Annotated in this window: 21 protein-coding genes, 2 tRNA genes and 1 other RNA gene; 5 read left to right on the top strand and 19 right to left on the bottom strand. The window is 70.7% G+C overall.

Going from position 1 to position 22,900, the window contains the following annotated elements:
* Nucleotides 1–17: 17 nt before the first annotated feature.
* On the bottom strand, nt 18–551 hold the full coding sequence (locus EIL87_RS16680) for a Chromate resistance protein ChrB (protein WP_199740446.1): 534 nt from the start codon (nt 549–551) through the stop codon (nt 18–20).
* Nucleotides 552–707: 156 nt separating this feature from the next.
* Between EIL87_RS16680 and EIL87_RS16675 the strand changes: the two genes are divergently transcribed.
* The 3 genes from EIL87_RS16675 (at nt 708) to EIL87_RS16665 (ending at nt 3,913) form a co-directional block, all read left to right on the top strand.
* Complete coding sequence (locus tag EIL87_RS16675) at nt 708–2,084, top strand: DNA-binding protein (protein ID WP_125091445.1); 1,377 nt, start codon at nt 708–710, stop codon at nt 2,082–2,084.
* A 141-nt stretch (nt 2,085–2,225) separates the two neighbouring features.
* The gene (locus EIL87_RS16670; RefSeq protein ID WP_125091444.1) at nt 2,226–3,281 is read left to right on the top strand and encodes a sodium:calcium antiporter; all 1,056 of its coding nucleotides are present in this window, start codon (nt 2,226–2,228) and stop codon (nt 3,279–3,281) included.
* A 119-nt stretch (nt 3,282–3,400) separates the two neighbouring features.
* Nucleotides 3,401–3,913: a hypothetical protein gene (locus EIL87_RS16665; RefSeq protein ID WP_125091443.1), complete on the top strand. Its 513-nt coding sequence runs from the start codon at nt 3,401–3,403 to the stop codon at nt 3,911–3,913.
* 553 nt (nt 3,914–4,466) lie between these two features.
* Here the strand turns inward: EIL87_RS16665 and EIL87_RS16660 are convergent.
* The 8 genes from EIL87_RS16660 to EIL87_RS16625 all read right to left on the bottom strand — a co-directional run bounded on the left by EIL87_RS16660 (nt 4,467) and on the right by EIL87_RS16625 (nt 14,379).
* A complete protein-coding gene (locus tag EIL87_RS16660; RefSeq protein ID WP_125091442.1) occupies nt 4,467–5,174 on the bottom strand; it encodes a class I SAM-dependent methyltransferase in 708 nt (235 codons plus the stop codon).
* A 393-nt stretch (nt 5,175–5,567) separates the two neighbouring features.
* Nucleotides 5,568–8,558, bottom strand: a complete 2,991-nt coding sequence (locus EIL87_RS16655; RefSeq protein ID WP_233576308.1) for a glycine--tRNA ligase — start codon at nt 8,556–8,558, stop codon at nt 5,568–5,570.
* A 127-nt stretch (nt 8,559–8,685) separates the two neighbouring features.
* A complete protein-coding gene (locus EIL87_RS27485) occupies nt 8,686–9,480 on the bottom strand; it encodes a hypothetical protein (RefSeq protein ID WP_233576307.1) in 795 nt (264 codons plus the stop codon).
* Nucleotides 9,477–9,932 carry a DUF6114 domain-containing protein gene (locus tag EIL87_RS16645; protein ID WP_125091441.1) on the bottom strand — a complete coding sequence of 152 codons (456 nt, stop codon included), beginning with the start codon at nt 9,930–9,932 and terminating at the stop codon, nt 9,477–9,479. Before EIL87_RS16645 ends, EIL87_RS27485 begins: the two co-directional genes overlap by 4 nt.
* Nucleotides 9,933–9,947: 15 nt before the next feature.
* Nucleotides 9,948–10,547 carry a DUF6230 family protein gene (locus tag EIL87_RS16640; RefSeq protein WP_125091440.1) on the bottom strand — a complete coding sequence of 200 codons (600 nt, stop codon included), beginning with the start codon at nt 10,545–10,547 and terminating at the stop codon, nt 9,948–9,950.
* 224 nt (nt 10,548–10,771) lie between these two features.
* Complete coding sequence (locus tag EIL87_RS16635; protein WP_125091439.1) at nt 10,772–11,320, bottom strand: DUF7144 family membrane protein; 549 nt, start codon at nt 11,318–11,320, stop codon at nt 10,772–10,774.
* A 450-nt stretch (nt 11,321–11,770) separates the two neighbouring features.
* Nucleotides 11,771–13,159 carry an MBL fold metallo-hydrolase gene (locus tag EIL87_RS16630; protein ID WP_125091606.1) on the bottom strand — a complete coding sequence of 463 codons (1,389 nt, stop codon included), beginning with the start codon at nt 13,157–13,159 and terminating at the stop codon, nt 11,771–11,773.
* A 383-nt stretch (nt 13,160–13,542) separates the two neighbouring features.
* Complete coding sequence (locus EIL87_RS16625) at nt 13,543–14,379, bottom strand: helix-turn-helix domain-containing protein (RefSeq protein ID WP_233576306.1); 837 nt, start codon at nt 14,377–14,379, stop codon at nt 13,543–13,545.
* A gap of 97 nt (nt 14,380–14,476) precedes the next feature.
* On the opposite strand from EIL87_RS16625, the gene EIL87_RS16620 reads away from it, so the two are divergent.
* Nucleotides 14,477–15,883 carry an amidase gene (locus tag EIL87_RS16620; protein ID WP_158628652.1) on the top strand — a complete coding sequence of 469 codons (1,407 nt, stop codon included), beginning with the start codon at nt 14,477–14,479 and terminating at the stop codon, nt 15,881–15,883.
* A gap of 97 nt (nt 15,884–15,980) precedes the next feature.
* Here the strand turns inward: EIL87_RS16620 and ssrA are convergent.
* The 7 genes from ssrA to EIL87_RS16585 all read right to left on the bottom strand — a co-directional run bounded on the left by ssrA (nt 15,981) and on the right by EIL87_RS16585 (nt 21,409).
* Nucleotides 15,981–16,351, bottom strand: a transfer-messenger RNA (tmRNA) gene (gene ssrA, locus EIL87_RS16615).
* Between the two features lie 84 nt (nt 16,352–16,435).
* On the bottom strand, nt 16,436–17,338 hold the full coding sequence (locus EIL87_RS16610) for an amidohydrolase family protein (protein WP_199740445.1): 903 nt from the start codon (nt 17,336–17,338) through the stop codon (nt 16,436–16,438).
* A 1-nt stretch (nt 17,339) separates the two neighbouring features.
* Nucleotides 17,340–17,816 (bottom strand): SsrA-binding protein SmpB, encoded by a 477-nt coding sequence (gene smpB, locus EIL87_RS16605; protein WP_125091435.1) that lies wholly within the window; start codon nt 17,814–17,816, stop codon nt 17,340–17,342.
* A gap of 79 nt (nt 17,817–17,895) precedes the next feature.
* Complete coding sequence (gene ftsX / locus EIL87_RS16600; protein WP_125091434.1) at nt 17,896–18,798, bottom strand: permease-like cell division protein FtsX; 903 nt, start codon at nt 18,796–18,798, stop codon at nt 17,896–17,898.
* A gap of 74 nt (nt 18,799–18,872) precedes the next feature.
* The gene (ftsE, locus tag EIL87_RS16595; RefSeq protein WP_125091433.1) at nt 18,873–19,562 is read right to left on the bottom strand and encodes a cell division ATP-binding protein FtsE; all 690 of its coding nucleotides are present in this window, start codon (nt 19,560–19,562) and stop codon (nt 18,873–18,875) included.
* Nucleotides 19,563–19,664: 102 nt separating this feature from the next.
* Nucleotides 19,665–20,771, bottom strand: coding sequence for a peptide chain release factor 2 (gene prfB / locus EIL87_RS16590; protein ID WP_125091432.1), 1,107 nt, complete (start codon nt 20,769–20,771; stop codon nt 19,665–19,667).
* Between the two features lie 140 nt (nt 20,772–20,911).
* A complete protein-coding gene (locus tag EIL87_RS16585) occupies nt 20,912–21,409 on the bottom strand; it encodes a PadR family transcriptional regulator (protein WP_125091431.1) in 498 nt (165 codons plus the stop codon).
* Nucleotides 21,410–21,765: 356 nt separating this feature from the next.
* On the opposite strand from EIL87_RS16585, the gene EIL87_RS16580 reads away from it, so the two are divergent.
* On the top strand, nt 21,766–21,990 hold the full coding sequence (locus tag EIL87_RS16580) for a hypothetical protein (protein WP_125091430.1): 225 nt from the start codon (nt 21,766–21,768) through the stop codon (nt 21,988–21,990).
* 52 nt (nt 21,991–22,042) lie between these two features.
* Here EIL87_RS16580 and EIL87_RS16575 read toward each other — a convergent pair.
* From EIL87_RS16575 to EIL87_RS16565, 3 genes are all read right to left on the bottom strand, one after another.
* A tRNA-Met gene (locus EIL87_RS16575) sits at nt 22,043–22,116 on the bottom strand.
* Between the two features lie 118 nt (nt 22,117–22,234).
* On the bottom strand, nt 22,235–22,660 hold the full coding sequence (locus EIL87_RS16570; protein ID WP_125091429.1) for a nuclear transport factor 2 family protein: 426 nt from the start codon (nt 22,658–22,660) through the stop codon (nt 22,235–22,237).
* A gap of 65 nt (nt 22,661–22,725) precedes the next feature.
* A tRNA-Met gene (locus EIL87_RS16565) sits at nt 22,726–22,799 on the bottom strand.
* Between the last annotated feature and the right edge of the window lie 101 nt (nt 22,800–22,900).

Raw genomic sequence — 22,900 nt, 5'->3', positions numbered from 1 at the left:
GAACGCACCGAAACCGCTCAGCTGTTCGCCTCGGCCGCGTACACGCGCGCCGCGAAACCGTCGAGCGAGCGGGCGCAGCGCTCCACCGCCGCCACGGCTTCCTCCCCGCGCGGTGCGCCCAGCGCGTCGCGGGCGCGGATCTTGTCCAGCCAGCGGCGGAGCTTGGCGAGGTCCTCCTCGTTCTCCTCGAGCTCCGCGTAGGTGAACTTGCTCGCCTCCGTCTCCTTGTCGATCTCGGCCACGAAGTCCTCGCAGCGCGACAGCACCTCGTCGTACTCGGAGTCGCGCGCGGCGTTGAAGGCGGCGACGACCTCGTCCTGCCCGGCCAGCGCCTCGGCGCGCAGCAGTTGGCCGCTGCCGCCCATGGTCTCGACCTCGGCCCGCAGCTTGCGCAGCGCGCGCTCGGCCTCCGCCGACTCGGGCAGCACGGCCACGGAGTTGGCCAGGTAAACAGCTCCGGCGGCCTTGAGCCGGCGCCACACCGTCGCCCGCAACCGCGACGGCTCCCCCGGCACCCGGTACACCAGCATCAACCACGCCACAGCAGTCACTCCCCGAGTCTCCCGCACCTCGTCGCGCCACCGGCCGCGTGGCGCGCGACGCCGTCCCACGAGGATCGCGCGACCTTCCTGGCCTGCGGAATCAAGTTGAGCGAGCCCGCTGAGATCGATAGTCTGTGATGAGAGTCACGGTGTGGTGCGTGCGCGATGGGCGGGTGGCAACCGGTGACGATCAGCGCAGCTCCCGTCGTTCGGGCCTGGGAGGAGTTCGCCGCCGGTCGCGATGTCGTCCGCGGTGTGCGGCCGGAGATCCTCGCCTCCTGGGCCCGGTGCCGGGACCAGTACGACGTCGACCCCGGGCTGCGCACCGCGCCCGGGGCGCCCGAGCACGTCGAGCAGAGCCTGGAGCACGAGGTCATCCTCACCGAGCTCGGCGGGCTCGCGGCACTGGCCGGCCAGGAAGTGGAGCGCTGCGGCGGGCTCGTCGCGGTCGCCGACGGCGGCGGCCGCGTCCTCGCCTCGCACGGTGACCCGGAAGCTCAGCGACGAGCCGCGGAGAGCAACCTCGCGCCCCGCTCGGCGTGGGCCGAGGAGACCACCGGCACCAACGGCGTGGGCACAGCGCTGGAGACCGCGGGGCCGGTGACGGTCACCGGGGCGGAGCACTGGTGCGAGGGCTTCCACGGCTGGGCCTGCGCGGGCATCGCGGTGCGCGATGCGGTCACCGGCAGCCCGATCGGCACCCTCGACGTGTCACGCTGGGGTGAACCGCTGTCCGACCACGTGACCGGGTGGTTGGAACGCGCGGTCAGCGGCGTCGAAGCGGAGCTGCACGAGCGCGCGGCGGCGGACGGCGAGCGGTTGGTCGCCGAGTTCGCCGAGCACCGGTCGCGGACCCGCCACCCGCTGCTGGGCCTGGACCTCGGCGCCCGCGTGGTGGTCAGCACCGAGAGCGCCGCCGACCTGCTGGGCCTCCCCCGCAGCACACCTGCGGTGAAACCCCGCGATCGCCGCGCCCCCGACATCCCCTCGTTGTCCACAGTGGTCCAGTGGGCGATCGGACGCGCCCGGGACGCGCCGGCCTGGACAGGGTCCGCGCTGCTCGAGCCGACCCCCGGCGCGGACCCCACCCCGGTCACCCTCCGCCCCCTGCGCGCCGACGACCGGCTGGTCGGTTTCACCTGCGAGTTCGGTACCGAGGACGGCGAGCCGCACACGCCCCGCGGTGGCCGCCGCCCGTTCCCCGCACCGGACCGGGTCATCGGCGTGCGCAACGACCGTCTGGTCGTGCTGATGCCGGGCGAGATCCGCTACGCCGAGGCCGACCGCAACACGGTGTGGCTGAGCACCGACCGCGGACGGATCCAGGCGGCCATGCGCGGCTTGGACCACGTCGACCGAGCGCTGGCGCCGTACGGGTTCTGCCGGGTCCACCGGCGGTTCCTGGTCAACATGCGCCGGGTCGCCGAGCTCGAGCGCGGCGGCAAGGGCGAGCTGCTGCTCATCACCGACCCGCGCGCACCCGAGTTCATCCCGGTGGCGCGCAGGCACGTGGCGCAGGTGCGGCGGTTGCTCGGTGTGTGACCGCCCGTTCCCCGCGCTTCCCCGTTCGTTGCGGATGGCCTTCCGTCCGTTGCAGCACCGCTTGCCACCGGGTCGCGGCGCCGCCATCGTGATCCGACGAGCTGATTCGAGTCCCCTGCCCGCACGAGGTTTCGAGGCCACATGGAATCGGTGCTCATCTTCGCCGCCGGAGCGGCGCTGCTCATCTACAGCGCTGAGAAGTTGGTCGGGTACCTGGTGGGAATGGCCGCAGGACTGCGCATCTCGGTGTTCCTGCTGGCCATCATCTTCACCGGTATCGAGTTCGACGACATCTTCCTGGGCGTGGCCCTCAACGTCGAGGAGCTCGACGAGGTCGCACTCGGCATCGTGTTCGGCACCGCCTTGTCGCTACCGGGTGTCGTGCTGGCCCTGGCAGCGCTGCTGACCCCGACGAAGGTCAACATCCCACGCGACTACCTGGTGCTGTTCGCCTGCGCCCCGCTGATCATGATCGCGTTCGTGGCGTTCGTGCCGATGGGGGTGTTCACCGGGATCCTGCTGCTGGCCCTGTTCGCGGCCTTCCTCGGGTACGTCGTGGTCCGTGAATCCCGCAGCGACCAACCGGTGTTCCGCGACGCGGAGCTCTACGAGGCGTTCGCGACGCCCCGCGAGGGCGGCGGCACGGCGGTCGCCGAACTGCCCCCGGACCTGCCGAAAGAACCGGGCTTCGCCGACCGGATGCCGTTCGCCTCGGCGCGCAGGCACCAGGGCTGGGCCGGTGCCGGGCTCGCGGTGCTCGCGCTGGCGGGCTTGATCGCCGGCGCGTGGGCGACGGGCATGGGCACCGAAGGGGTCCTGGAGGAGTTCGGGCTGGAAGGCACCCTGTTCGGTGCCACCATCGCGACCCTGGTGCTGACCATCGAGGACATCTTCCTCACCGTCGAACCCACCCGGCGCGGCGCTCCCGAGGTCGGCGTCGGCAACGTCATCGGCAGCGTCGTGTTCTCGGTGACCGGCAAGCTCGGCATCATCCTGCTGGCCGGCGGCCTGCTGGTGGACGAGAGCGTGATCAGCTGGCACCTGCCCGCGCTGATCCTGCTCACCGGGCTGGCGGCGTACTTCCTGTCCACCGGACGGCTGCGCCGCTGGCACGGCGTCGTGCTTCTCGTCGGCTACGTCCTGTACTGGACGGTGAGCTACGGGGTGTTCGGCATCGTCCCGGTCGAAGTGGACTGAGGCGGAAACCCCACTCCACCCGGTGAAAACCCGGTCGCGCCCCTCGGCGCGACAACCTCGGGCGAGCTCGGGACGTCTCCTGTGTACTGGGGACGTCCCGACTTCACTGGGGAGTGATCATGCGACGTGCACTGGGGATCGCAGGGGCGCTGGCAGCGGCGCTGACCGTCGGAGGCACGGGGCTCGCGACCGCCGAACGAGCACCCGTCCCGATCGGGCCGGACTGCTACACGACGTTGTGCCTGGGCCAGACCGAGGAGGAAGCGCTGGCGACCGGCCTGGTCGTCGACCACACGCCCGGTGAGCCGACCGAGGGCTGCAACGTCCTGGACTTCCGCCCCGAGGAGGGCCAGGGCAACCCGGGCAACGGCGTCTTCGTCCACCCCGAGCACGGTGTGGTGGAGATCCAGGGGACCGACGCCATGCAGACGCCCGAGGGTGCGGGCTTCGGCCAGACGCTCGACCAGGTCAGGGAGATCTACCCGGACCTGTACCAGTACCCGCCGGTGGACTACACCTGGGCCCACGACATCGCGGAGCGGCCCGGCCAGCGCTACATCTTCGCGTTCAAGGACGACGGGTACCTCGCCGACTTCGGACTGGAGGACGTCGCGGGCATGGACGCCTGCTGACCCCGGCTTCCACGAGGTCTTCGCACTGCAGCAACATCATGGGCGGATTCCGGTGGGCAGGCGTCAGAAGCGCTGCTGGCCTCCCAGCGACGTCCGCACGCTGGGGGGCACTCGCAGTCGAGACGGCGCAGCTACGGCGACGTGCTGCGCCTGCTCGACGTCGCGCGCACGACGAGGCTGACCCTCGACGAGGCCGCGGGCGCGGGCCACCCGCTCGCGGTGCTGCTCGACGCCCCTCCGGACGGCGAGCCCGGCGGGACGTGTCCGGGCGCTTGCGGGAGGTCGTGGTGGTTTCCATCCTGCCGACGCCGGTGAGTGCCTCGAGGAGAAACTGCTGGTGACCGTGCTGCATCTCCGCGGCACCGCCGAAGAGGCCAGCCCACGGGAGACCGCGCCCACGCCGCCGTTCCCGAACCCGCCGAAGTCACCTGCGGAACGGGCCCGGCATCCGGCTCCACCGCGACGGGTCCACCGGGGTCCGGGTCCCTGCGCACGCCGCTATCCGCCGGGCCAGCGGCACCGACCGTTCCCGCGCGCGGCAGGAGCGGTGGGCTCAAGGGCGCCGGGCGACCGCGAACACCGACTGCCCGAACGGGACCCCGAACCTGGTCTCGATCCGGCGCTCGATCGGCACGCACACCGCGTCGTAGGCGCTCTGCGCCAGGCCTCGCCTCGGCCACCTGCCCAGCAGGCGGCGGGCCACGTACCAGCCGAGCAGGCCGGGTCCGTCGAGGTAGCGGCAGTGCGTGACCTGCAGCCCCGCCTTGGTGAGCGCCCGCGCCAGGCTGGCGGTGCGGTAGCGGCGGTGGTGCCCCACCGCCCGGCCGAACTCGCTCATCGCGAACTCGAACGCGGGCACGACCAGCACGACCGACCCGCCGTGGCGCAGCACGTTGGCGAACGACCGCAGGGCGCCCACGTCGTCCTCGATGTGCTCGAGCACGTTGACGGCCACCACCGTGGAGTAGTCCGCGGTCCCGGCGATCGGCACCACGAGCTCGCGCACGGTCACCCGCGCGTCGCGGGCGAAGCGCTCCCGCAGCGCATCCACTCGTCGCCGGTCGGCCTCGCTGGCGGTGATGCGCACACCCATGTCCGCCCACTCGGCGGCGTGATGCCCTGCGCCGGAGCCGATTTCGAGGACGTCCTCGCCGAAGTGCGGGCGGGCCAGCGAGCACAACCACTTCCGGTGGTTCACCGCCGAGGTGAGGTCTTCCCACGCGTCGCACTGCGGCGTGGTGTCGTCGCTGATCTGCACCATGGTGCGGCCCTTCGGAGCACAGTCGTACCTGGGAATCGTTGCGGACGTGCCGTCGTGGACGGTGGAGTCCAGGCGTCGTCGTGGTGCGTGCGCCACGTCGTGATGCGCACGCCGCCGGCTCGAGCCGAGCCAGCGGCGCGGTTCGGCCGTCGAGGAGGTGGGAGTCCTCGTGGTTCTGGGAGAAATCCCCGGTCGGACTCACCGTGGACCGATGTCCGGAACGGTAACGCAGCGCTGCCACGAGCTCGACCCGAAGTGGGTCAAGCGCGAAACGCCAACCCGTGTGGGGGTTTCCGCTCATCCCATCGGATCAGAACGTGAAGCGCGCTCGCCCCTGGCGGGATGCGGTTCGGGGCCCAGGCGCTGTCGACCCGGGCCCCGCGAGGAGGGACCTCAGAGCGCTCGCCAGTCGAGCACCCGGTCCGCGAGGTGCGTGATCGTCGCCAGGAGACCCAGGCGGGCCGCGCGGAGCTCGGGATCGTCCGCCATGACCATCACCTCGTCGAAGAACGTGTTGATCGGCGCCACCAGCGGCCCGGCGATCGTGATGAACTCGGCGAGAGTGGTCGTGGCCGACAACTGCTCGGACACCTCGACCACCACGGCGTGCAAGTCGCGTTCGGCCCGCTCGGTGAGCTTCTCGGCGTCGTAGGTGGGCGCGGTGCCCTCCGGGACGATGCGGCGAGCGCGCTGGACCACCGCGACCAGGGCGGCGAAGTCCTCGTCGTCGACCCGCTTCTCCAGCTCGGCGAGCGTCAGGTCGGCGGTGGCCGGGGCGTCGGAGAGCGGCAGGACCGCCTGGACGAGCCGGTGCTCGTGGTCGGCGTCGAGCAGCTGCTGCTCGTAGCGGCGGACGATGAAGTCGTGCGCCTCGGCCACGGCCTCGTCGCTGAGCGTCGTGCCCTGCGCGGCAACCTCCGCGCGAGCGGCTTCCAGCCCCGCCCGCAGCGTGATCGCGCCGGCCGCCGGGGTGGCGCGCAAGATCGTCACCACTCCGCCGGCGGCGCGGCGGAGCCCGAAGGGGTCCGAGCTGCCGGTCGGGTTGGCCCCGACCGCGAACAGGCTCGCGAGCAGGTCGAACCGGTCGGCGAGCGCGAGCACCGCGCCCGGGTTGGTCACCGGGAGCGCGTCACCGGCCCCGCGTGGTTGTTCCACCTCCGCCAGTGCCGTTGCCACGGCGGGGGTTTCGCCGGCGCGCAGCGCGTACTCGCGGGCCATCGTGCCCGCCAGCCCGGAGAACTCGACGACCACCTGCGAGGCCAGGTCGAACTTCGCCAGCTCACCGGCCCGGGCGACCGTGGCCCGGTCCGCGTCGGACAGGCCGGCGGTGCCGCCGAGGACGGCCGCGACCCGGGCGATGCGCTCGGCGCGGTCGGCCATCGACCCGAGGCGTTCTTCGAAGGTCAGCTTGTGCAGTCCTCCGCGCAGTTCCTCGGGCTTGCGCTGCAGGTCCGCGCGCCAGAAGAACGCGGCGTCCTCGTAGCGGGCGCGCAGCACCGACTCGTTGCCCTCGCGGACCAGGTCGGTGTCGCAGTCGCCGTTGGCCACCGCGATGAAGTGCGGCAGCAGCCCGTCCTCGCCGCGCACCGACAGGTAGCGCTGGTGCTTGCGCATCACGGTCGTGAGCACCTGTTCGGGCAGCTCCAGGTAGCGCCCGGCGAAGCCGCCGAGGATCGGGGTGGGGCTCTCGACGAGGTTGGTGACCTCGTCGATCAACGCGGCTTCGCCGGCGGTGTCGACGGTGCCGCCGACGCTCGCGGCGAGCTCGCTGGCGGTGCTGACGATGGCCCGGCGGCGCTCCGCCGCGGAGGCGACGATGCCGTGCCTGGCCAGGAACTTCAGGTAGCCGTCGGCGGAGGGCACCACCACCTCGGGCTCGGGTGCCGTCCGGTGCACGCGGGTCGTGGTGCCGCTGAGCAGCGAGGACACCGCGACCGGAAGCGGGGTGTCGCCGAGCAGCGCGAGCAACCAGCGGATCGGACGGCTGAAGGACAGCTTCGGGTCGCGCCAGCGCATGTTCTTGTCGGCCCGCAGCTCACCGACCAGTTCGGCGAGGAGCTCGGAGAGCACCGCGGGCGCCGTGCGGCCCTGCTCGGTGCGCACGACGGCGACGTGCTCGACCCCGTCGACCTCCACGCGGCTGAGCTCCTCGGGCGCGACGCCGTGCTTGCCCGCGAACCCCTGGGCGGCCTTGGTGGGCGTGCCGTCCTCACCGAAGGCGGCTGAGGTGCGCGGACCGCGGACGGTGCGCTCGGCGTCCGGCTCGGCCGGGGCGACGTCGGCGACCTGCACGATGATCCGGCGCGGTGTGGCGTGCGCGGTGATCTCGCCGTGCGCCAGCCGGGTTCCGGCGAGCTTGGGCTCCAGCGAGTCCCGCACCGCACCGGTCATCGTGGACACGTCGGCGTGCGGGAGCTCTTCCAACCCGATCTCGAACAGCAGCGTCGCCGGCTCGCTCACCCTCGGCAGCTCGGTGACGGTCGCGGGCGGGCTCGCCTCGACGACGCCCAGCGGGTGGCCGAGCTCCTCGCGGCGCTCGGCCCACAGCTGGGCGACGCGCCGGGTCAGGCTGCGCATTTGCCCGAACGCCTTGGCGCGCTCGGTGGTGCTGATCGCCCCGCGCGCGTCGAGCACGTTGAACGTGTGGCTGCACTTGAGCACGTGCACGTAGGCGGGCGACGGAAGCCGCAGGTCCAGCAGCCGCTCGGCTTCGGCGGCGCTGGTGTCGAACATCCTCTGCGTGGCCTCGATGTCGGCGTCGTCGAGGTAGTAGCGGCTCATCTCGTACTCGGACTGGCCGAAGATCTCGCCGTAGGAGACGCCGTCGGCGTACTGGATGTCCTTGAAGTGCCCCACGCCCTGCAGCGCCATGATGATGCGCTCGATGCCGTAGGTGATCTCGACCGACACCGGGTCGAGCACCTGGCCACCGGCCTGCTGGAAGTAGGTGAACTGCGTGATCTCCAGCCCGTCGAGCCACACCTCCCAGCCCAGGCCCCAGGCGCCCAGCGCCGGCGAGGCCCAGTTGTCCTCGACGAAGCGGATGTCGTGCGCGGCGGTGTCGACGCCGAGCGCTTCGAGGCTGCCCAGGTAGAGCTCCTGCGGGTCACCCGGGTCTGGCTTGAGGATGACCTGGAACTGGGTGTGGGTCTGCAGCCTGTTCGGGTTCTCGCCGTAGCGCGCGTCGTCGGGGCGAACGCTGGGTTCGACGTAGCCGACGTGCCAGGGCTCGGGCCCGAGCACCCGCAGCATGGTGGCGGGGTTGGCGGTGCCCGCACCGACCTCGGTGTTGAACGGCTGCGTGATCATGCAACCTCGTCCGGTCCAGTAGCGTTGCAGCGCCAGCAGCGCGTCCTGCATCGTCGGTGTGCTGGTCTGGGTCACCGGTACCGAACCCCTCATCGCGCGTGATCGAGTGGTCGCTCTGTGTCGAACACGCGCATTCTGCCACTCCAACCCTGGGTCAGCGCCTCACGCCACCAGGCCGAACGACCGGGTGAGGGGCCGTGGCTCAGGGCTCCAAGGTCACCTCGGACCCGGGGATGGTCAGCGTGCCTCCGCTGAGGTCGGTGTTGTGGACGACGACGTCGCGGAACGTGAGGTCGGGCAGCTTCAGGAAGCCGAGGTCGAGGTCGGGCATCGCCAGCGAGTCGGCCGACAACGTCGTGCGCGCCAGCGGGTGGCCGACGACCGCGAGCGTGCCGGTGAGCTCCTGCGTGTGGAGCTCCACCGGCCCGCGGGTCACCGTGGAGGTGCTGCCCGGCCGCCCCGCGGCCCGGATGATCCGGCCGTTGCCCAGCTCCCCGCGCTGCACGAGGTCGGTGATGTCCAAGCGGTCCACCGTGAAGTGCAGCGTCCGCACGGTGCTCCCGCCCACCTGCCGCTCGACCACGCCCCGGTAGCGCGAGCCGTGGAGCTCGAGGGTGCTGGCTGTGAGCGTCCACGCCCTCCCCGGCCCTGGCCGGGTGCTGGAGCTCGACGCGGGCGGAGCCGGTTTCGGCAGGAGCCCCGGATCCGCTGGCAGCAGGCTCGGAGCCGTCTCGGTGCTGGGCGCGGGGTCCGCCGGGGCCGGCTCCGGGGCCAGCTCCGGGGCCGGCTCCGAGCTCGGAGCCGGGGGCTGCGCCGGCGCCGGCGCAGGGGCCGGAGCGGGCTCGGAGGGACGCGGTGAGGTCAGCCCCCCGAGCACGCCTCCGAGCAGACCACCGTCGTCGGATTCCTGAGCCGAGCTCGCGGGCGCGGTCACCAGCCCCAGCGCCAGCACCGGACCGAGGACCACCGCGAGCGGGCGGAGCCTCGGGAACCTCACGCACGCCCCCCTGCGATCCCGGCCCGGTTGTCGACCAGCGTGGTGGTGTCCTCGGTGGACTCCTCGGCGGCGCTGGACTCGCGGGCCTTCGGCGTCCACGCGATGCCCAGCGCCGCACCCACGATCCCGAGCAGCGTTCCGAGCAGGAACGAGCCGAGGTTGGCGGTCACGATCGCCGCCACCGACAGCAGCAGCGCGATGATCCCGGCGGGCAACCGGAACTCCTGGCGGGTCCAGAACGAGAGTCCGCAGCACAGCAGCACGACGCCGATGACCACCGCGGACACCCCGGTGAAGGTGTTCAGCGACACGACGATGTCCCCGAACTTCAGCGAGGCGTAGGGCGGGAACAGGATGAGCAGCCCCGCCGCCAGGGTGAACAACCCGGCCCAGAAGGGGCGGCTGCGACGCCACCGGCGGAACCTCTGCGCCGTCGCGTTCTTCGCCATCATGCGATCACCCACCGATCAGAAGCACTCGTCGCGGCCGGCGGCGGCCTCGATCTTGACCTGGTTGAGCTTGAGCGTCGACGCCGTGGTGGACCAGGCGGTTTGGCGCAGACCGGTGATCTGCGTGCTGTCGGCCTGGATGCCGAAGTTGCCCTCCCCACCGGTGACGCCGTTGGGTCCCTTGTCGAAGGTCCCGGCGTCGCGGCCGATCTCGACGTTGTTCAGCGTGAGGTCACCGGTGACCTCCTCGATGCCGAGCACCAGGTTGTCCGCTGTCATGCCACCGGGTGCGCTGATCTTGACCGTGATGTCGCCGACCGCCGGCAGGTCCGGCACCACGATGGACTGGCAGAAGTTGCTCAACTCGGCCTTCCGGAAACCGTTGACCAGCACCGGGTGCGCCTGGTCCGCGCTGCGGTCGACCGACCCGTACTGCACGACGCCCTGGGCGTCGAGCTTGTCGGCGGAGGCCTTGTAGTTCGTCCCGGCAACCGCGAAGGAGGCGGCGAGCGCCCCCTGCGACAGCCCGGTGAACATCAACCCCACGCCGAAGGTCCCGACCAGCAGCACCAGCACGAACACCTGCCAGCGAGTCCGACCCGTCGTCTGCTGCCCCACATCGACTCCCCTCACTCGGAGTGTCCGTAGCGTGATGAGCGCTACCCCGAATGGGCGTCAACGTAGGCCACACGTCACAGAGATCGCTGTGATGCAGGTCATGTTCAGACCATTTTCGCCGTCGAGCGCGGCCCCAGCGACCCTTGCGCCTCACGGACAACACACGACACCGCGGCCAGGGGTGAACCCCGGCCGCGGTGTCGTCGTGAGGACCGCCTGCAACCTCAGGCGGTGGCTCGCTTGTCCGGGACGACCAAGGCGTACATCACCAGGATCGCCAGGACGATCGAGACGAGTTCCCAGATCGGGAAGGCCGCGAGGAACGTCAGGTGCCCGATCGCCGACAGACCGGCGATCGCGATCCCGGCGATCCGCGCCCACCGCTGCCCGGACAGGCAGCCCGCCCCGGCAACGACCTGCACGACCCCGAAGGCCAGCCAGATCCAGCCCCAGGCGCCGAAGTTGAGCACCAGCAGCTCACCGCCACCGACCACGAAGTACTCGGGGCGGAGCAGCGACGTGAACCCAGCGATGATGTTGAAAGCACCGACCAGGATCAACATCCACCCGCCGAAGGCCAGCCAGCCCGATTCAGCGGCGGTGACCGGGGCCCGGGACACCGCCCACTCGCGCCCCTGCTCCGGTGCCCGCTGCTCAGCCGTCGGCTGCTCGGACTGCTGCTGCCCGGTGCGCTGTTCAGGCGCCGGCTGTTGAGGCATCCGCTCGGTGCGCTGGTCGCCCGCAGCGTGCCGTCCCGTGTCCGGACTGGACATTTCGACCGCCCCCCTCCCGTCGAGGTCTTCTCCCCAGCATCCCGCTCTTGACTCGAAAATGCACCCTGACCAGGACTTTCGTCCTATCGATCAAGCTCTCGGGCAGGGCCCGGGGAAGTCTCCGCGGCATGCCGTGAGGCGCGCAGTCCGCTGGCGCCGAAATCCGCTGAGGACGAACCGACGCAGGGCGGACGGAGCGCCAGCACCGAAGTGGACAGGCACCCACGAACCGCTGCCGCAAGCCATCCCCAGGCCCGCACCGGGCCAACCGCCGTCGTGGCCCACCGCGCTGGTCGGCAGAGAGCCACGCGGAAGCCGTCGTAGCCGGGCTCCTGGAAACCCTTGGCCAGGAACCAGCCGAACCTCGGTAGTCCGGCCCCATCCCGGCCACCGCGGGCCACTGGGAGACGTGCGGAGCCCGGAGAACGGGGTGTTCCGCGCTCATGCGTGTCAGGTGCATGCGATCGGTAGGCCTGCTTCGGCGGCGGCGTGGAAGGGGTCGTCGACATGGACGACGGTGCGGCCGGCGGACTCCAGCAGGGAGGCGGCCGCCGTGGCGCGGTAGCCGCTGGCGCAGTGCACCCACACCGCGCCCTCCGGGACCTCACCGATCCGGCGCTCGAGCTCGGGGAGCGGGATGTGCACGGCCCCGGTGATGTGCGACGCGGCGAACTCGTTCTTGGTGCGCACGTCCAGCACGACCTCCGGTGCGGGTCTGCCGCCGGACTCCCCCGCCAGCGCTCGGGCGAGGTCCGCGAACGACGCCCTCGGGATCTGGCGCAGCTGGGACGGGGCGGCTGCGAGCTGCTCGGGAGTGCCCACGGCCGCCCCGGCGAACTCGTCGATGCCGATGCGGGCGAGCTCCCGCTGGGCCTCGGCGACCTGCTCGCGGGATTCGCCGACCAGCGTCAGCGGAGCACCCCAGTCGATCATCCACCCCAGCCAGGTCACCATCGGTCCGTCCAGGCCGAGGCTGACCGTGCCGACCAGGTGCGAGCGGACGTAGGCCTTGCGCGAGCGCAGGTCGACCACCCACTCCCCGTCCTCCAGCCGCCGTCGCAGCTCCTCGCGGTCGGCGCGGGCGGGCTCCCGCAGATCGATCGGCCCGGGGCCGGCGGCGTTCTGCACGCCCATGTGCACGTAGTAGGCCGGGTAGGTGTCCAGACCCGCCAGCGTCTGCTGGACGAAGTCGTCTTCGGCCAGCAGCAGAGCGGGGTTGGCCGCCTTCTGCTCGCGCAGGGTCGAGGAGTCCCCGGAGGCCTGGGTGGCCGAGCAGAAGCTGCCGAAGCCGTGGGTCGGCCAGATCTGCGCGCCGTCGGGCACGAGAGACGCGAGCTTGTGCGCCGAGGCGTGCTGGTGGCGCGCCAGCTCCTCGCGGTGCTCCTCGCCCAGTAGGTCGGTGCGCCCGGTGGTGCCGAACAGCAGCGATCCGCCGGTGAACACACCGACCGGCCCCTCGGCGCCCTCCAGGACGTAGGACATGTGGTGGAAGGTGTGACCGGGTGTGGCGATCGCGCGCACCCGCATCCGCGGTGAGACTTCGAGGAGGTCGCCGTCGGACAGCGGACGACGCTGGAACCGGACGTCGTCGGCCGCAGCGACCCCGTACTCGGCGCCGGTCAGCCGGGCCAGTTCCAGACCGCCGGAGACGTAGTCGTTGTGCAGGTGCGTCTCGACCACCAGCGTGATCCGCACGCCCCACCGACCAGCCGCGGCGATCACCCGGTCGACGTCGCGCTGGGGGTCGACGACCACGGCGACCTCACCGTCGGTGGCCAGGTAGCTCCGGTCACCCAGTGAAGACGTCTCGATCACCTCGACGGCCAGTCCGCCTGCCACGGCGCCGACTTCGTCCTTCTCGTGCGCGGGCGCTCCGAGGTCCGCCTCCAAGGTCCGATCACCCACGACTGCTCTCCCTCGTACCGGCCGTGGTGCCCCGGCGCACCGCCCGCTGCGAACGAGGCGGCTCGAGCGAGCGCCGAGGACGAAGCTCTACCCGTGCCAACGCGCGCGACGGCCGGGGACATCCCTCCTCGAGCAAGAGTCCCGCAGCTCATCGCGCGGAACGAGCAGTGGGCGAGGAACGGCGGCAACACGCACGGGCCGGAACGTGCACCGGGGCAACACCAGCCGCCAGGCCCACCGGAGTCACGACGAGCACCACCCGCCAACGACCGCTCGACGGCCACACCGACCACGCCGATCCGAGCGCGAACGGGTCATCACCCCGCGATCGACGGTCGCGAGGGGCGAGCCCAGGCGACGTCGTCGACCGCGAGCCACTGCGCGCCGGCGACGGCCGCGGGCGTCAATCCTGCGAACTCCTTCACCTCGTGGTGCAGGTGCGCCTGGTCGACGTAGCCGCTTCCCGCCGCCACCGATGCCGGACTCTCCCCGGCGACCAACCGGTGCACCGCGTGGTCGAACCGGACCAGCTGCGCGGCGCGTTTCGGTCCGAGCCCGATCTGCCTGCTGAACCGCGCCCACAGCCGCTTCCGGCTCCACCCGATCTCGTCCGCGAGCCGCTCGATCCGCACCTGTCCACGCCGCTCCACCAACCGCCGCCACGCGAAGGCGACTTCCGGGTCGACCGAGCGACCGGCCTCGTACCGTTCCGCCAGCGCGGCCTCCACCAGCGCGAACCGGTCGTCCCAGGAAGCGAGGTCGCGCAGCTGGTCCGGCAGGTGTGACGGCCAGACGTCCCCGAGGGCGAGGACCGAGCCGCTCAACGTCGTCCCCAGCACGGCGTGCGCGACGTCAGGCGCGAGCCGGACCTGCAAGCACTCGATGTCCTGCCCGCTCCCGCGCACCCCGCGCGGCGCGAGACCGGCGACGACGCCGCCCCGTTCCCGGACTCCGCGCGCGTCGTCGATGAGCAGTGCGTCGCCGAGGTCGACGAACAGCGTGACCGCGGGGTGCGGCACCACCGGGAGGTCGACGACGTCGGTCGTCTCACCGGCGAACCCGGCCATGCGCGTTCCCGGCAGCCGGGGCCGCCGGGACGGCACGGCGATCTCCCACACCGCTGCCCCGTCGCGAGCCCATTCGGCCGGTCGCACACCGCCATCGTACGAACTCCTGGCAGCGCGACATTCCTCCAAGACCGGGCAGTCCGGCCGCGGCAGGCTCGAGGCACACCCGGAGAGGAGATCCGCCGTGATCGATCCGTTCAGCTCTGCCGTCGAACTCGCCACGGCCATCCGCGAGAGGGAGGTGAGCCCGGTCGAGGTAGCCGAGTGCTACCTCGACCGGATCGCCAAGCTCGACCCCAAGCTCAACGCGTTCTGCTTCCGCGCCGACGACGACGTCCGCGCCGCCGCGGCCGACGCGGCCGACGCCGTGGTGCGGTCCGCGCCCGAGGAACTACCGTCGTTCCACGGAGTCCCGATACCGGTGAAGGACCTCGTCGACGTCGCCGGCTGGCCGACCACCTACGGCTCGCTCGCGACCCACCGCGCGCCGAGGACCGCGTCGGACCCGGTCGTGCAGCGCCTCACCGGCGCAGGCTTCATCCCGCTCGGCAAGACCACGACGTCGGAGTTCGGCGCGGTGTCGTTCACCGAGAGCGAGGCCCAGGGCATCTCGCGCAACCCGTGGGACCCGAGCCGCACGCCGGGTGGTTCGTCGGGCGGCGCAGCGATCGCCGTCGCGGCCGGGATGGCTCCGATCGCCCACGCCGAAGACGGCGGCGGGTCGATCCGCGTCCCGGCGGCGTGCACCGGTCTCGTCGGGTTGAAGCCGACCCGCGGACTGGTCACGAACGCGTGCGTCGAGGTCGAAGGGTTCGGCACCGGCGGGGTCGTGAGCCGAACGCTGGCCGACACCGCCGCCGCGCTGGACGTCCTCGCGCGCCACGACCCCGGCGCCTGGTGGTCCCCGCCGACGCCGACGCGGTCCCTCACCGACGCGTTGACCACCGCGCCGCCGACCGGCCTGCGGATCGGCGTGCTCACCACCTCGCTGATCGACGGCATCTCCGTGGAGCCGGCCTGCCTGACCGCCGTCGACACGACCTTGCGCACCCTGGAACGAGCCGGCCACGAGATCGTCGACGACCAGCTCCCGCTGCCGACGGCTGAGGAGCTCCTCCCGACGTTCATGAAGATCTGGAACGTCGCCGGCGCCGGCATCCCGCTCGCCGACCCGGACCGCGTCGAACCGCACAACCGCGCGCAGCGCGACGCCGCGGGGACGGTCGACTCCTGGGCGTACGCCGAGAGCGTGCACACGGCGCAGCAGCTGTCACGACGCGTCGTCGAAGCGTTCACCAGCAGCGTCGACCTGCTGGTCACCCCGACCACGGCGTGCCTCCCGCCGCAGGTCGGCGCGTGGCGCGAGAGCGGCGATCCGGTGGCGGCCAGCTACCCGATGGCGGTCTTCACGTCGCTGTTCAACGTGACGGGCCAGCCGGCGATCTCGGTCCCGGTGCGCCACGACGACGCGAGCGGACTCCCGGTCGGGGTTCAGCTGGTGGCCGCACCGTGGCGGGAGGACCTGGTCCTGCAGGTCGCCCGCACCCTGGAGCAGACGCATCCGTGGGCCCAGCGCCGACCGGCGATGTGAGGGCGGGAACGACAGCGGGACCGCGCCCGTGTGGACGCGGTCCCGCTGGTCGATCGTGCTCGGTAACCCTGCTCACCCACGAGCGGGACTCCGAGGTCGGTGGAGGTGCCGGGAATCGAACCCGGGTCCTCCGTCGCTTCACCAAGGCTTCTCCGTGCGCAGTTCGCTATGCCTCTACTCGGCTCCACCGGTCACGCGAACAAGCCGGTGTGACGAGCCCAGCCGCTGTTGGATGTCCCACGAGGTCCCGCGGCCGAACCTCGTGGTGGAGCCTCCTAGCTGATGCCGGATCCCGGGACGGAGGCGTTCCCGGTCCGACAGAGTCGCTCCTCGCTCAGGCAGCGAGGGCGAACTCGCGCTGACTCTTGTCGGCGCTTATTTGGTGACGGCGACGCTTCACGGTGGTCTCCCGCCTGCACCGGCACGCTTCCCAAGGATCAACGTACGGAGTCGAAACCGTTCACCCCCATGTCTTCACTCCACTGCACCCGGCTTTCGAACCGGTGTCCACCAGGATAACGCGTCGCACCCCGACGATCATTCCCGCGTCCCTCACAGGTCCAGGCCCAGCAGCTTCGCCGGTGTGTCGTGCAGCACCGCGCGCAGGAACGGCTTGCCCAACCGCGGGTCGCGGCCCGCCCAGTCGGCGATGACCGCCAGCTGGTCGGCGTACTGGTACGGGATGTTGGGGTAGTCGGTGCCCAGCACGATCCGGTCGGGGTGCGCGGCGACCCGGGCCGCCCAGTCCTTGGGCAGCGGTGCGAACCGCTCGCTGAAGGCCGTCCCGACCATGGTCGTGTCCAGGTGGACCTGCGGATAGCGTTCCACCAAGGCCAGCGCTGCGAGGTAGTCGGGCATCCCGGCGTGCGCCAGCACCGCCGTCAGCCCCGGGTGCCTGCGCAGCACGCCTTCGAAGACGTCCAGTCCGGTGTAGCGCCCGGGTGTCGGACCGTGCCCGCAGTGCACGACGACCGGGACGCCCGTCTCGGCGAGCAGGCCCCAGGCGTGGTCGAGCAGCGGGTCCCGCGGGTCGAAGCCACCCACCTGGACGTGCATCTTCACGCAGCGGGCACCCTCGCCGAGCGCGCGGGCGAGGTAGTCGCCGACGCCCGGCTCCGGGTAGATCGTCGCGGTGGGCACCGCGTCCTGGGTGCGCTCGGCGAAGTCGCGCACCCAGCCGTTGAGCCACTCGGCCATCCCCGCCTTGTGGGCGTAGACCAGCGGCGCGTAGGCGCGCACGCCGAAGTCGCTCAGCAGCCGGACGCGGGTGGGCTCGTCGTGCCGGTAGTTGATGTCCCACCGCATGCCGTAGTGCTCGGTGGCGTTGTCGAAGTAGGCCCACACCTTGTCGAGCACGTTCTGCGGCAGGAAGTGGGTGTGGAGGTCGATCAGACCCGGTAAGCCCAGGTCGCGGAGCCAGTCGGAGATCCGGTCGTCGTCACGCGGTGCCGTCAAGTCAGCGCCGGCCCTTCCGCGCGCGACCGATCTCGCGCTGTATCTCGCGTTCCACGTCCCGCTTGGCGATGTCCCGACGCTTGTCGTGCGCCTTCTTGCCACGCGCCAGGGCGAGCTCGACCTTGGCCTTGCCGTCGCTGAAGTACAGCGACAACGGCACCAGGCTCAGCCCGCTCTCCTTGATCTTCCCGACCAGCCGCTCGATCTCGTGCCGGTGCAGCAGCAGCTTGCGGGACCGCCGCGGCTCGTGGTTCGTCCACGTCCCCTCGGTGTACTCGGGGATGTGCACGTTGCGCAGCCAGACCTCGCCGTCGTCCACGGTGGCGAAACCGTCGACCAGCTGGGCCTTGCCCTGCCGCAAGCTCTTGACCTCGGTCCCGGTCAGCGCGATGCCGGCCTCGTAGGTGTCGAGCACCGACCAGTCATGCCGCGCCTTGCGGTTCTGCGAGATGACCTTGCGGCCGCGTTCCTTCACCATGCGAACAACTCTAGTCCTCGTGTCACCTGATGTGGCCCGACGCGGCGGGCCCCTCGTGAGGGGCCCGCCGAGCGCCAGGTCATAGCCGCACGTACAGGCGGAGCGTGACGTAACCGGTGATCGAGGAGATCGCTGCCGCGACCAGCAGCAAGATCGGCGAGATCAGTGCGATGTCGCCCCACTCGACGGCCGGGATGATGCCGGTGCCCAGCACCGGCCCCATGACGCTGTCGATGAACGCCGCCTTCGCGACGAGCAGGCCGAGGATCGCCAACACCGCACCGATCAGACCGGAGACCATCGCCTCCAGGAGGAACGGCAGCTGCGTGTACCACCGGGTCGCACCCACCAGGCGCATGATGCCGGTCTCGGTGCGCCGCGTGAACGCCGAGAGCTGGATGGTGTTGGAGATCAGCAGCAACGCGGCCAGCGCCTGCACCAGCGCGATCGAGAAGGTCGCGTTCCGGACGCCGTTGAGGATGTCGAACAGCCGGTCCAGGTACTCGGCCTGGTCCACGACGCTGTCCACCCCCGGCTTGCTGGCGAACTCAGCCTGGATCTGCGGGAACCGCGCGTCGTCGCTGAGCTTCACGCGCAGCGAGGCGGGCATCGCCTCGGCGCGGGCGACGTCCTTGAGCTCCGGCTGCGACTCGAAGACCTTGTTGAAGCTGGCGAACGCCTGCTCACGGTTCTCGTACTTGACCGACTCCACGCCCTCGGCGCTCTTCAGCGAGGACATGACCGAGGCGCAGGGCTGCTGGCTGCAGTCGGTGTCGTTCGCGCTGACGTCGTCGGTCATGAACACCACGACCTCGACGCGGTCCTGGTAGGTGTCCTGCATCTTGTCGATGAGCCGGACCACCAGCAGACCGCCACCGAGCAGACCCACCGAGATGGCGGTCGTCAGGATCATCGCGATGGTCATCGTCACGTTGCGCCGAAGGCCGTTGACGACCTCGCTGAATACGAAGCTCGCACGCATCTTGGGTCAGCTTTCCTGCCGTTCGGGGGTGTGTGTCCTCGGGTGCACGGGTCGGGCGACCGGGTCGCGCCGGATCAGCGACCGACGCCGTACACGCCACGGGCGTCGTCGCGGATGACCCGGCCGAGGCTGAGCTCCACGACGCGACGGCGCATCGAGTCGACGATGCCGTGGTCGTGCGTGGCCATCACGACGGTGGTGCCGGTGCGGTTGATCCGCTCCAGCAGCAGCATGATGTCCTGGCTCGTGTCGGGGTCCAGGTTTCCCGTCGGCTCATCGCACAGCAGCACCAACGGCCGGTTGACGAAGGCGCGGGCGATGGCGACGCGCTGCTGCTCACCACCGGAGAGCTCGTTGGGCATGCGGTCGGCCTTGCCGTCGAGGCCCACCAGCTGCAGCACCTGGGGCACCACCCGCTGGATGTCGCCGCGGGGCTTGCCGATGACCTCCAACGCGAACGCGACGTTCTCCGCCACGGTCTTGTTGTTCAGCAGCCGGAAGTCCTGGAAGACGCAGCCGATGCGCTGGCGCAGCCGGGGCACCCGGCGGCGGGGCAGCTTCGCCACGTTCCAGTCCGCGACGAAGACCCGGCCGCGGCTGGGCACATCCTCGCGCAGCAGGAGGCGCATGAACGTCGACTTACCGGAGCCCGACGGCCCGATGAGGAACACGAACTCGCCCTTGTCGATGCCCACAGAGACATCGTCGAGAGCGGGCCGGGTCGACGTCTTGTACGTCTTGGACACGTGCTCAAGGCGGATCACGGCGGGGAGTTTACCCCCGCCCGACCGGGCGACCGGCACTCACCCACAGAGGTGGTTGAACCAGCTCTGACCTGGGGTTTCAATCACCCCGCAGGGGGTCGATCAGGCCACGCTCTGCTGCTGGCGACGCCAGCGGATGCCGGCCTCGAGGAAACCGTCGATGTCGCCGTCGAGCACCGCATCCGGGTTGCCCACCTCGTGCTCGGTCCGCAGGTCCTTGACCATCTGGTACGGGTGCAGCACGTAGGAGCGCATCTGGTTGCCCCAGCTCGAACCGGACTCCTTCAGGGCGTCCAGCTCGGCGCGCTCCTCCTCCTTCTTGCGGGCCAGCAGCTTGGACTGCAGGACTCGCATCGCAGCGGCCTTGTTCTGCAGCTGCGACTTCTCGTTCTGGCAGGAGACCACCACACCAGTCGGGATGTGCGTGATGCGCACCGCCGAGTCGGTGGTGTTCACGCTCTGCCCGCCCGGACCGGAGGAGCGGAAGACGTCGACCCGGATGTCCTTCTCCGGGATCTCGACGTGGTCGGTCTCCTCCACGACCGGCAGCACCTCGACACCGGCGAAGGAGGTCTGGCGGCGGCCCTGGTTGTCGAACGGCGAGATGCGCACCAGGCGGTGCGTGCCCTGCTCGACCGAGAGGGTCCCGTAGGCGTAGGGCGCGTTGACCCGGAAGGTCGCCGACTTCAAGCCCGCCTCTTCGGCGTAGGAGGTGTCGTAGACCTCGGTCGGGTAGTCGTGGCGCTCGGCCCAGCGCAGGTACATGCGCATCAGCATCTCGGCGAAGTCGGCGGCGTCGACGCCACCGGCCTCGGCGCGGATGGTGACGACCGCTTCGCGCGAGTCGTACTCGCCGGAGAGCAGGGTCCGCACCTCGAGGTGCTCGAGGTCCTTGACCAGGCGCTGACGCTCCTCCTCGGCCTCGGCGAGTCCGGAGTCGTCGCCCTCGTCCTCGCTGAGCTCGTAGAGGACCTCGAGGTCCTCGACGCGCTGGCGCAGCTCGGTGACGCGGCGCAGGTCGGCCTGGCGGTGCACGAGGCGGCTGTTGACGCGCTGGGCCTTCTCGACGTCGTCCCAGAGGTCGGGCTTGGCCGCCTCCTCCTCCAGCTCGCCGATCTCCGCGCGGAGGGCGTCGAGGTCCATCACGCTCTCAATGCCTTCGAGCGTGTTGGAGAGTTCCTTGAGGGAGGCTGCGACGTCGGGATTCACAGTGCTCAGGGTACTTCACGGGTGACCGGCCGCCCACGAGGACGGCGGGTGGGCGGTGCACTGGGCTTCCGCCCTCGGCTGAACGCGAGGAACGGCTGCGCCGGCAGAGCGGCGCAGCCGTTCCTCGCGAGCGACCGGGACTACTCCGGGATCGCGTCCAGGAGCTTGATGATCGCCCGGTTGTAGGCGACGGTGAAGTCGGCGGCGGCCTTCTCGTAGGGGTCGCCGGCCGTCTTGGCCGCGTTGCGGGCCTCGTCCAGCTTGACCGCGGTCTGCCCGCGGGCGGACTCGACCAGCGCGGCGCGCTGGCGCGGGGTGAGGGTGCCGGAGTAGACCAGCTTCAAGATCAGCGGGCTCCGGACGTTGTCCGGCCCGGGCGCGGTGTTCAGCCACGCCTTGAAGGCCTTCTTGCCGGCGGCCGTGATCGCGTACTGCTGGCTGGAGCGCGGCCCCTGCTTGCCGAGCCGCAGCAGGCCTTCGTCGGTCAGCGCGGGCAGCTCCCGGTAGACCTGGCTGCGGGTGACGCTGAAGAACCCGGCGAAGCGCTCGGTGGCCGCAGCGACCAGCTGGCCACCGGTCTTCGGCCCTTCGTGCAGTAGTCCCAACAGGGCAGCGGATGTCGCATTCAGCTCGCTCACGACACCAACGGTGCCACGTCCTGCCTGCGCTGTCCACAGTGGTCGGCACTTCTGTCCACAGTGGTTGCACTTGACTGGTCCAAGTGGACGAACGATTGCGCCATCAGCCCCAGGCCGGGATCACAGCCCTCCCGAGGCCGAGGGCCGCGGCGTTCCCAGTTCCCACCCGAATGCAGCCGTGAACAGTGCACGGATTGCAACCACGCCGTTCATGATTCGCCTGGATGGGGGTTCTTGGGCGCGCAATGAGGTGCTATCACGTTCTGAAACTGCACAACTACAGCTGGTTACCCCAGGCTGCTGTTGGCCGTCGGGCCACCGGCGGACGCACGGGATGGCAAGCAGGAGGTTCGGGCGTGCATCGCAGTTGGTTGCGTACCAAGGTCAACGAGAGCAAGGAGAAGGTGGCTCAGCGGGTCGCCGAACGAGCCAAGTCCATGGTCCCGGTGCAGCGCGGAACCGAGACGGATTCCTGCATGGTCTGCGGTCGGACCATGCGCCAGACCGGCGTGGTCCGCGGCGAGGGCAGGGTCTGCTCCCCCGCCTGCGCTCGCACGTGGGCCGAGGGCCTGAAGGACTGACCCCCTCGGGAGAAGAAAAGTGCCTCCGGAAGACCGGAGGCACTCTCTCTAGTAGCGGGGACAGGATTTGAACCTGCGACCTCTGGGTTATGAGCCCAGCGAGCTACCGAACTGCTCCACCCCGCGCCGTCAGCCGTTCCCGGCTGCTTCGTTCTGTTGTGAGGAGAACTTTACACGGCGCGGTGAACGCCCGAACAACCGGGGTCGTTCTTCGCGGAAAGCCCAGTTCACGAGGGACCCGGGATCACAGACCCCGCTTCCAGCAGACCTCCTCCTGCAGGCGTCGGCTGCGCCAGCCTTCCGCAGTGCGGAGGAAGGAGTGGTGGTAGATGCCGCCGAACTCGACGAGCAGGTCGGGCTGCCCGTCACCCCGGGGCAGCACCATCGGGTTGTGGAAGTACGCGGCCACCTCGGCCCGGTCAGGGCCGTCGTGGTCGATGGCGATCTGGTGCAGCGAGTGCATCCGCCTGGGGAAGATCGGCAGGTTCTCGGCCAGCCACGGCTTGATGGTGTCGAAGTCGCCCTCGATGCCGCCCGAGGCCGTGTAGTCGATGCGGGCGTCCGGGGTGAACACGGTGTCGAGCACGTCCCACTCACCGGAGTCGATCGCGCGCGTGTAGCGGATGAGGGCGTCTTCGATGTTGAAGCGGTCCTGGATCTGCTGCGTCATCCCCGCATCGTCACAGATGCAGCAGAGGCGCCTTCCGGACTTCTCCGGAAGGCGCCTCTGCGCAGTAGCGGGGACAGGATTTGAACCTGCGACCTCTGGGTTATGAGCCCAGCGAGCTACCGAACTGCTCCACCCCGCGCCGCCAGCCGTTCCCGGCTGCTTCGTTCTGTTGTGACACCTACTTTACGGACCGGTTCCCGGCCGTTCAAACCGGGGGTGGTGGAAGTGGCCCAGAGCACC

It is taken from the genome of Saccharopolyspora rhizosphaerae, from assembly GCF_003931915.1.
GTDB classification, from domain to species: domain Bacteria; phylum Actinomycetota; class Actinomycetes; order Mycobacteriales; family Pseudonocardiaceae; genus Saccharopolyspora; species Saccharopolyspora rhizosphaerae.
The sequence above is the reverse complement of the archived record's forward strand: the minus strand, read 5'-3'. Positions and strand labels throughout refer to the sequence as shown.

What these genes read in the sequence shown, in the direction of transcription:
- EIL87_RS16570 (WP_125091429.1), bottom strand. Translation starts at nt 22,660, where the DNA reads ATGACGCAGCAGATCCAGGACCGCTTCAACATCGAAGACGCCCTCATC.
- smpB (WP_125091435.1), bottom strand. Translation starts at nt 17,816, where the DNA reads ATGGTGAAGGAACGCGGCCGCAAGGTCATCTCGCAGAACCGCAAGGCG.
- EIL87_RS16635 (WP_125091439.1), bottom strand. Translation starts at nt 11,320, where the DNA reads ATGTCCAGTCCGGACACGGGACGGCACGCTGCGGGCGACCAGCGCACC.
- EIL87_RS16660 (WP_125091442.1), bottom strand. Translation starts at nt 5,174, where the DNA reads ATGGTGCAGATCAGCGACGACACCACGCCGCAGTGCGACGCGTGGGAA.
- EIL87_RS16665 (WP_125091443.1), top strand. Translation starts at nt 3,401, where the DNA reads ATGCGACGTGCACTGGGGATCGCAGGGGCGCTGGCAGCGGCGCTGACC.
- ftsX (WP_125091434.1), bottom strand. Translation starts at nt 18,798, where the DNA reads ATGCGTGCGAGCTTCGTATTCAGCGAGGTCGTCAACGGCCTTCGGCGC.
- EIL87_RS16675 (WP_125091445.1), top strand. Translation starts at nt 708, where the DNA reads ATGGGCGGGTGGCAACCGGTGACGATCAGCGCAGCTCCCGTCGTTCGG.
- EIL87_RS16645 (WP_125091441.1), bottom strand. Translation starts at nt 9,932, where the DNA reads ATGATGGCGAAGAACGCGACGGCGCAGAGGTTCCGCCGGTGGCGTCGC.
- EIL87_RS16670 (WP_125091444.1), top strand. Translation starts at nt 2,226, where the DNA reads ATGGAATCGGTGCTCATCTTCGCCGCCGGAGCGGCGCTGCTCATCTAC.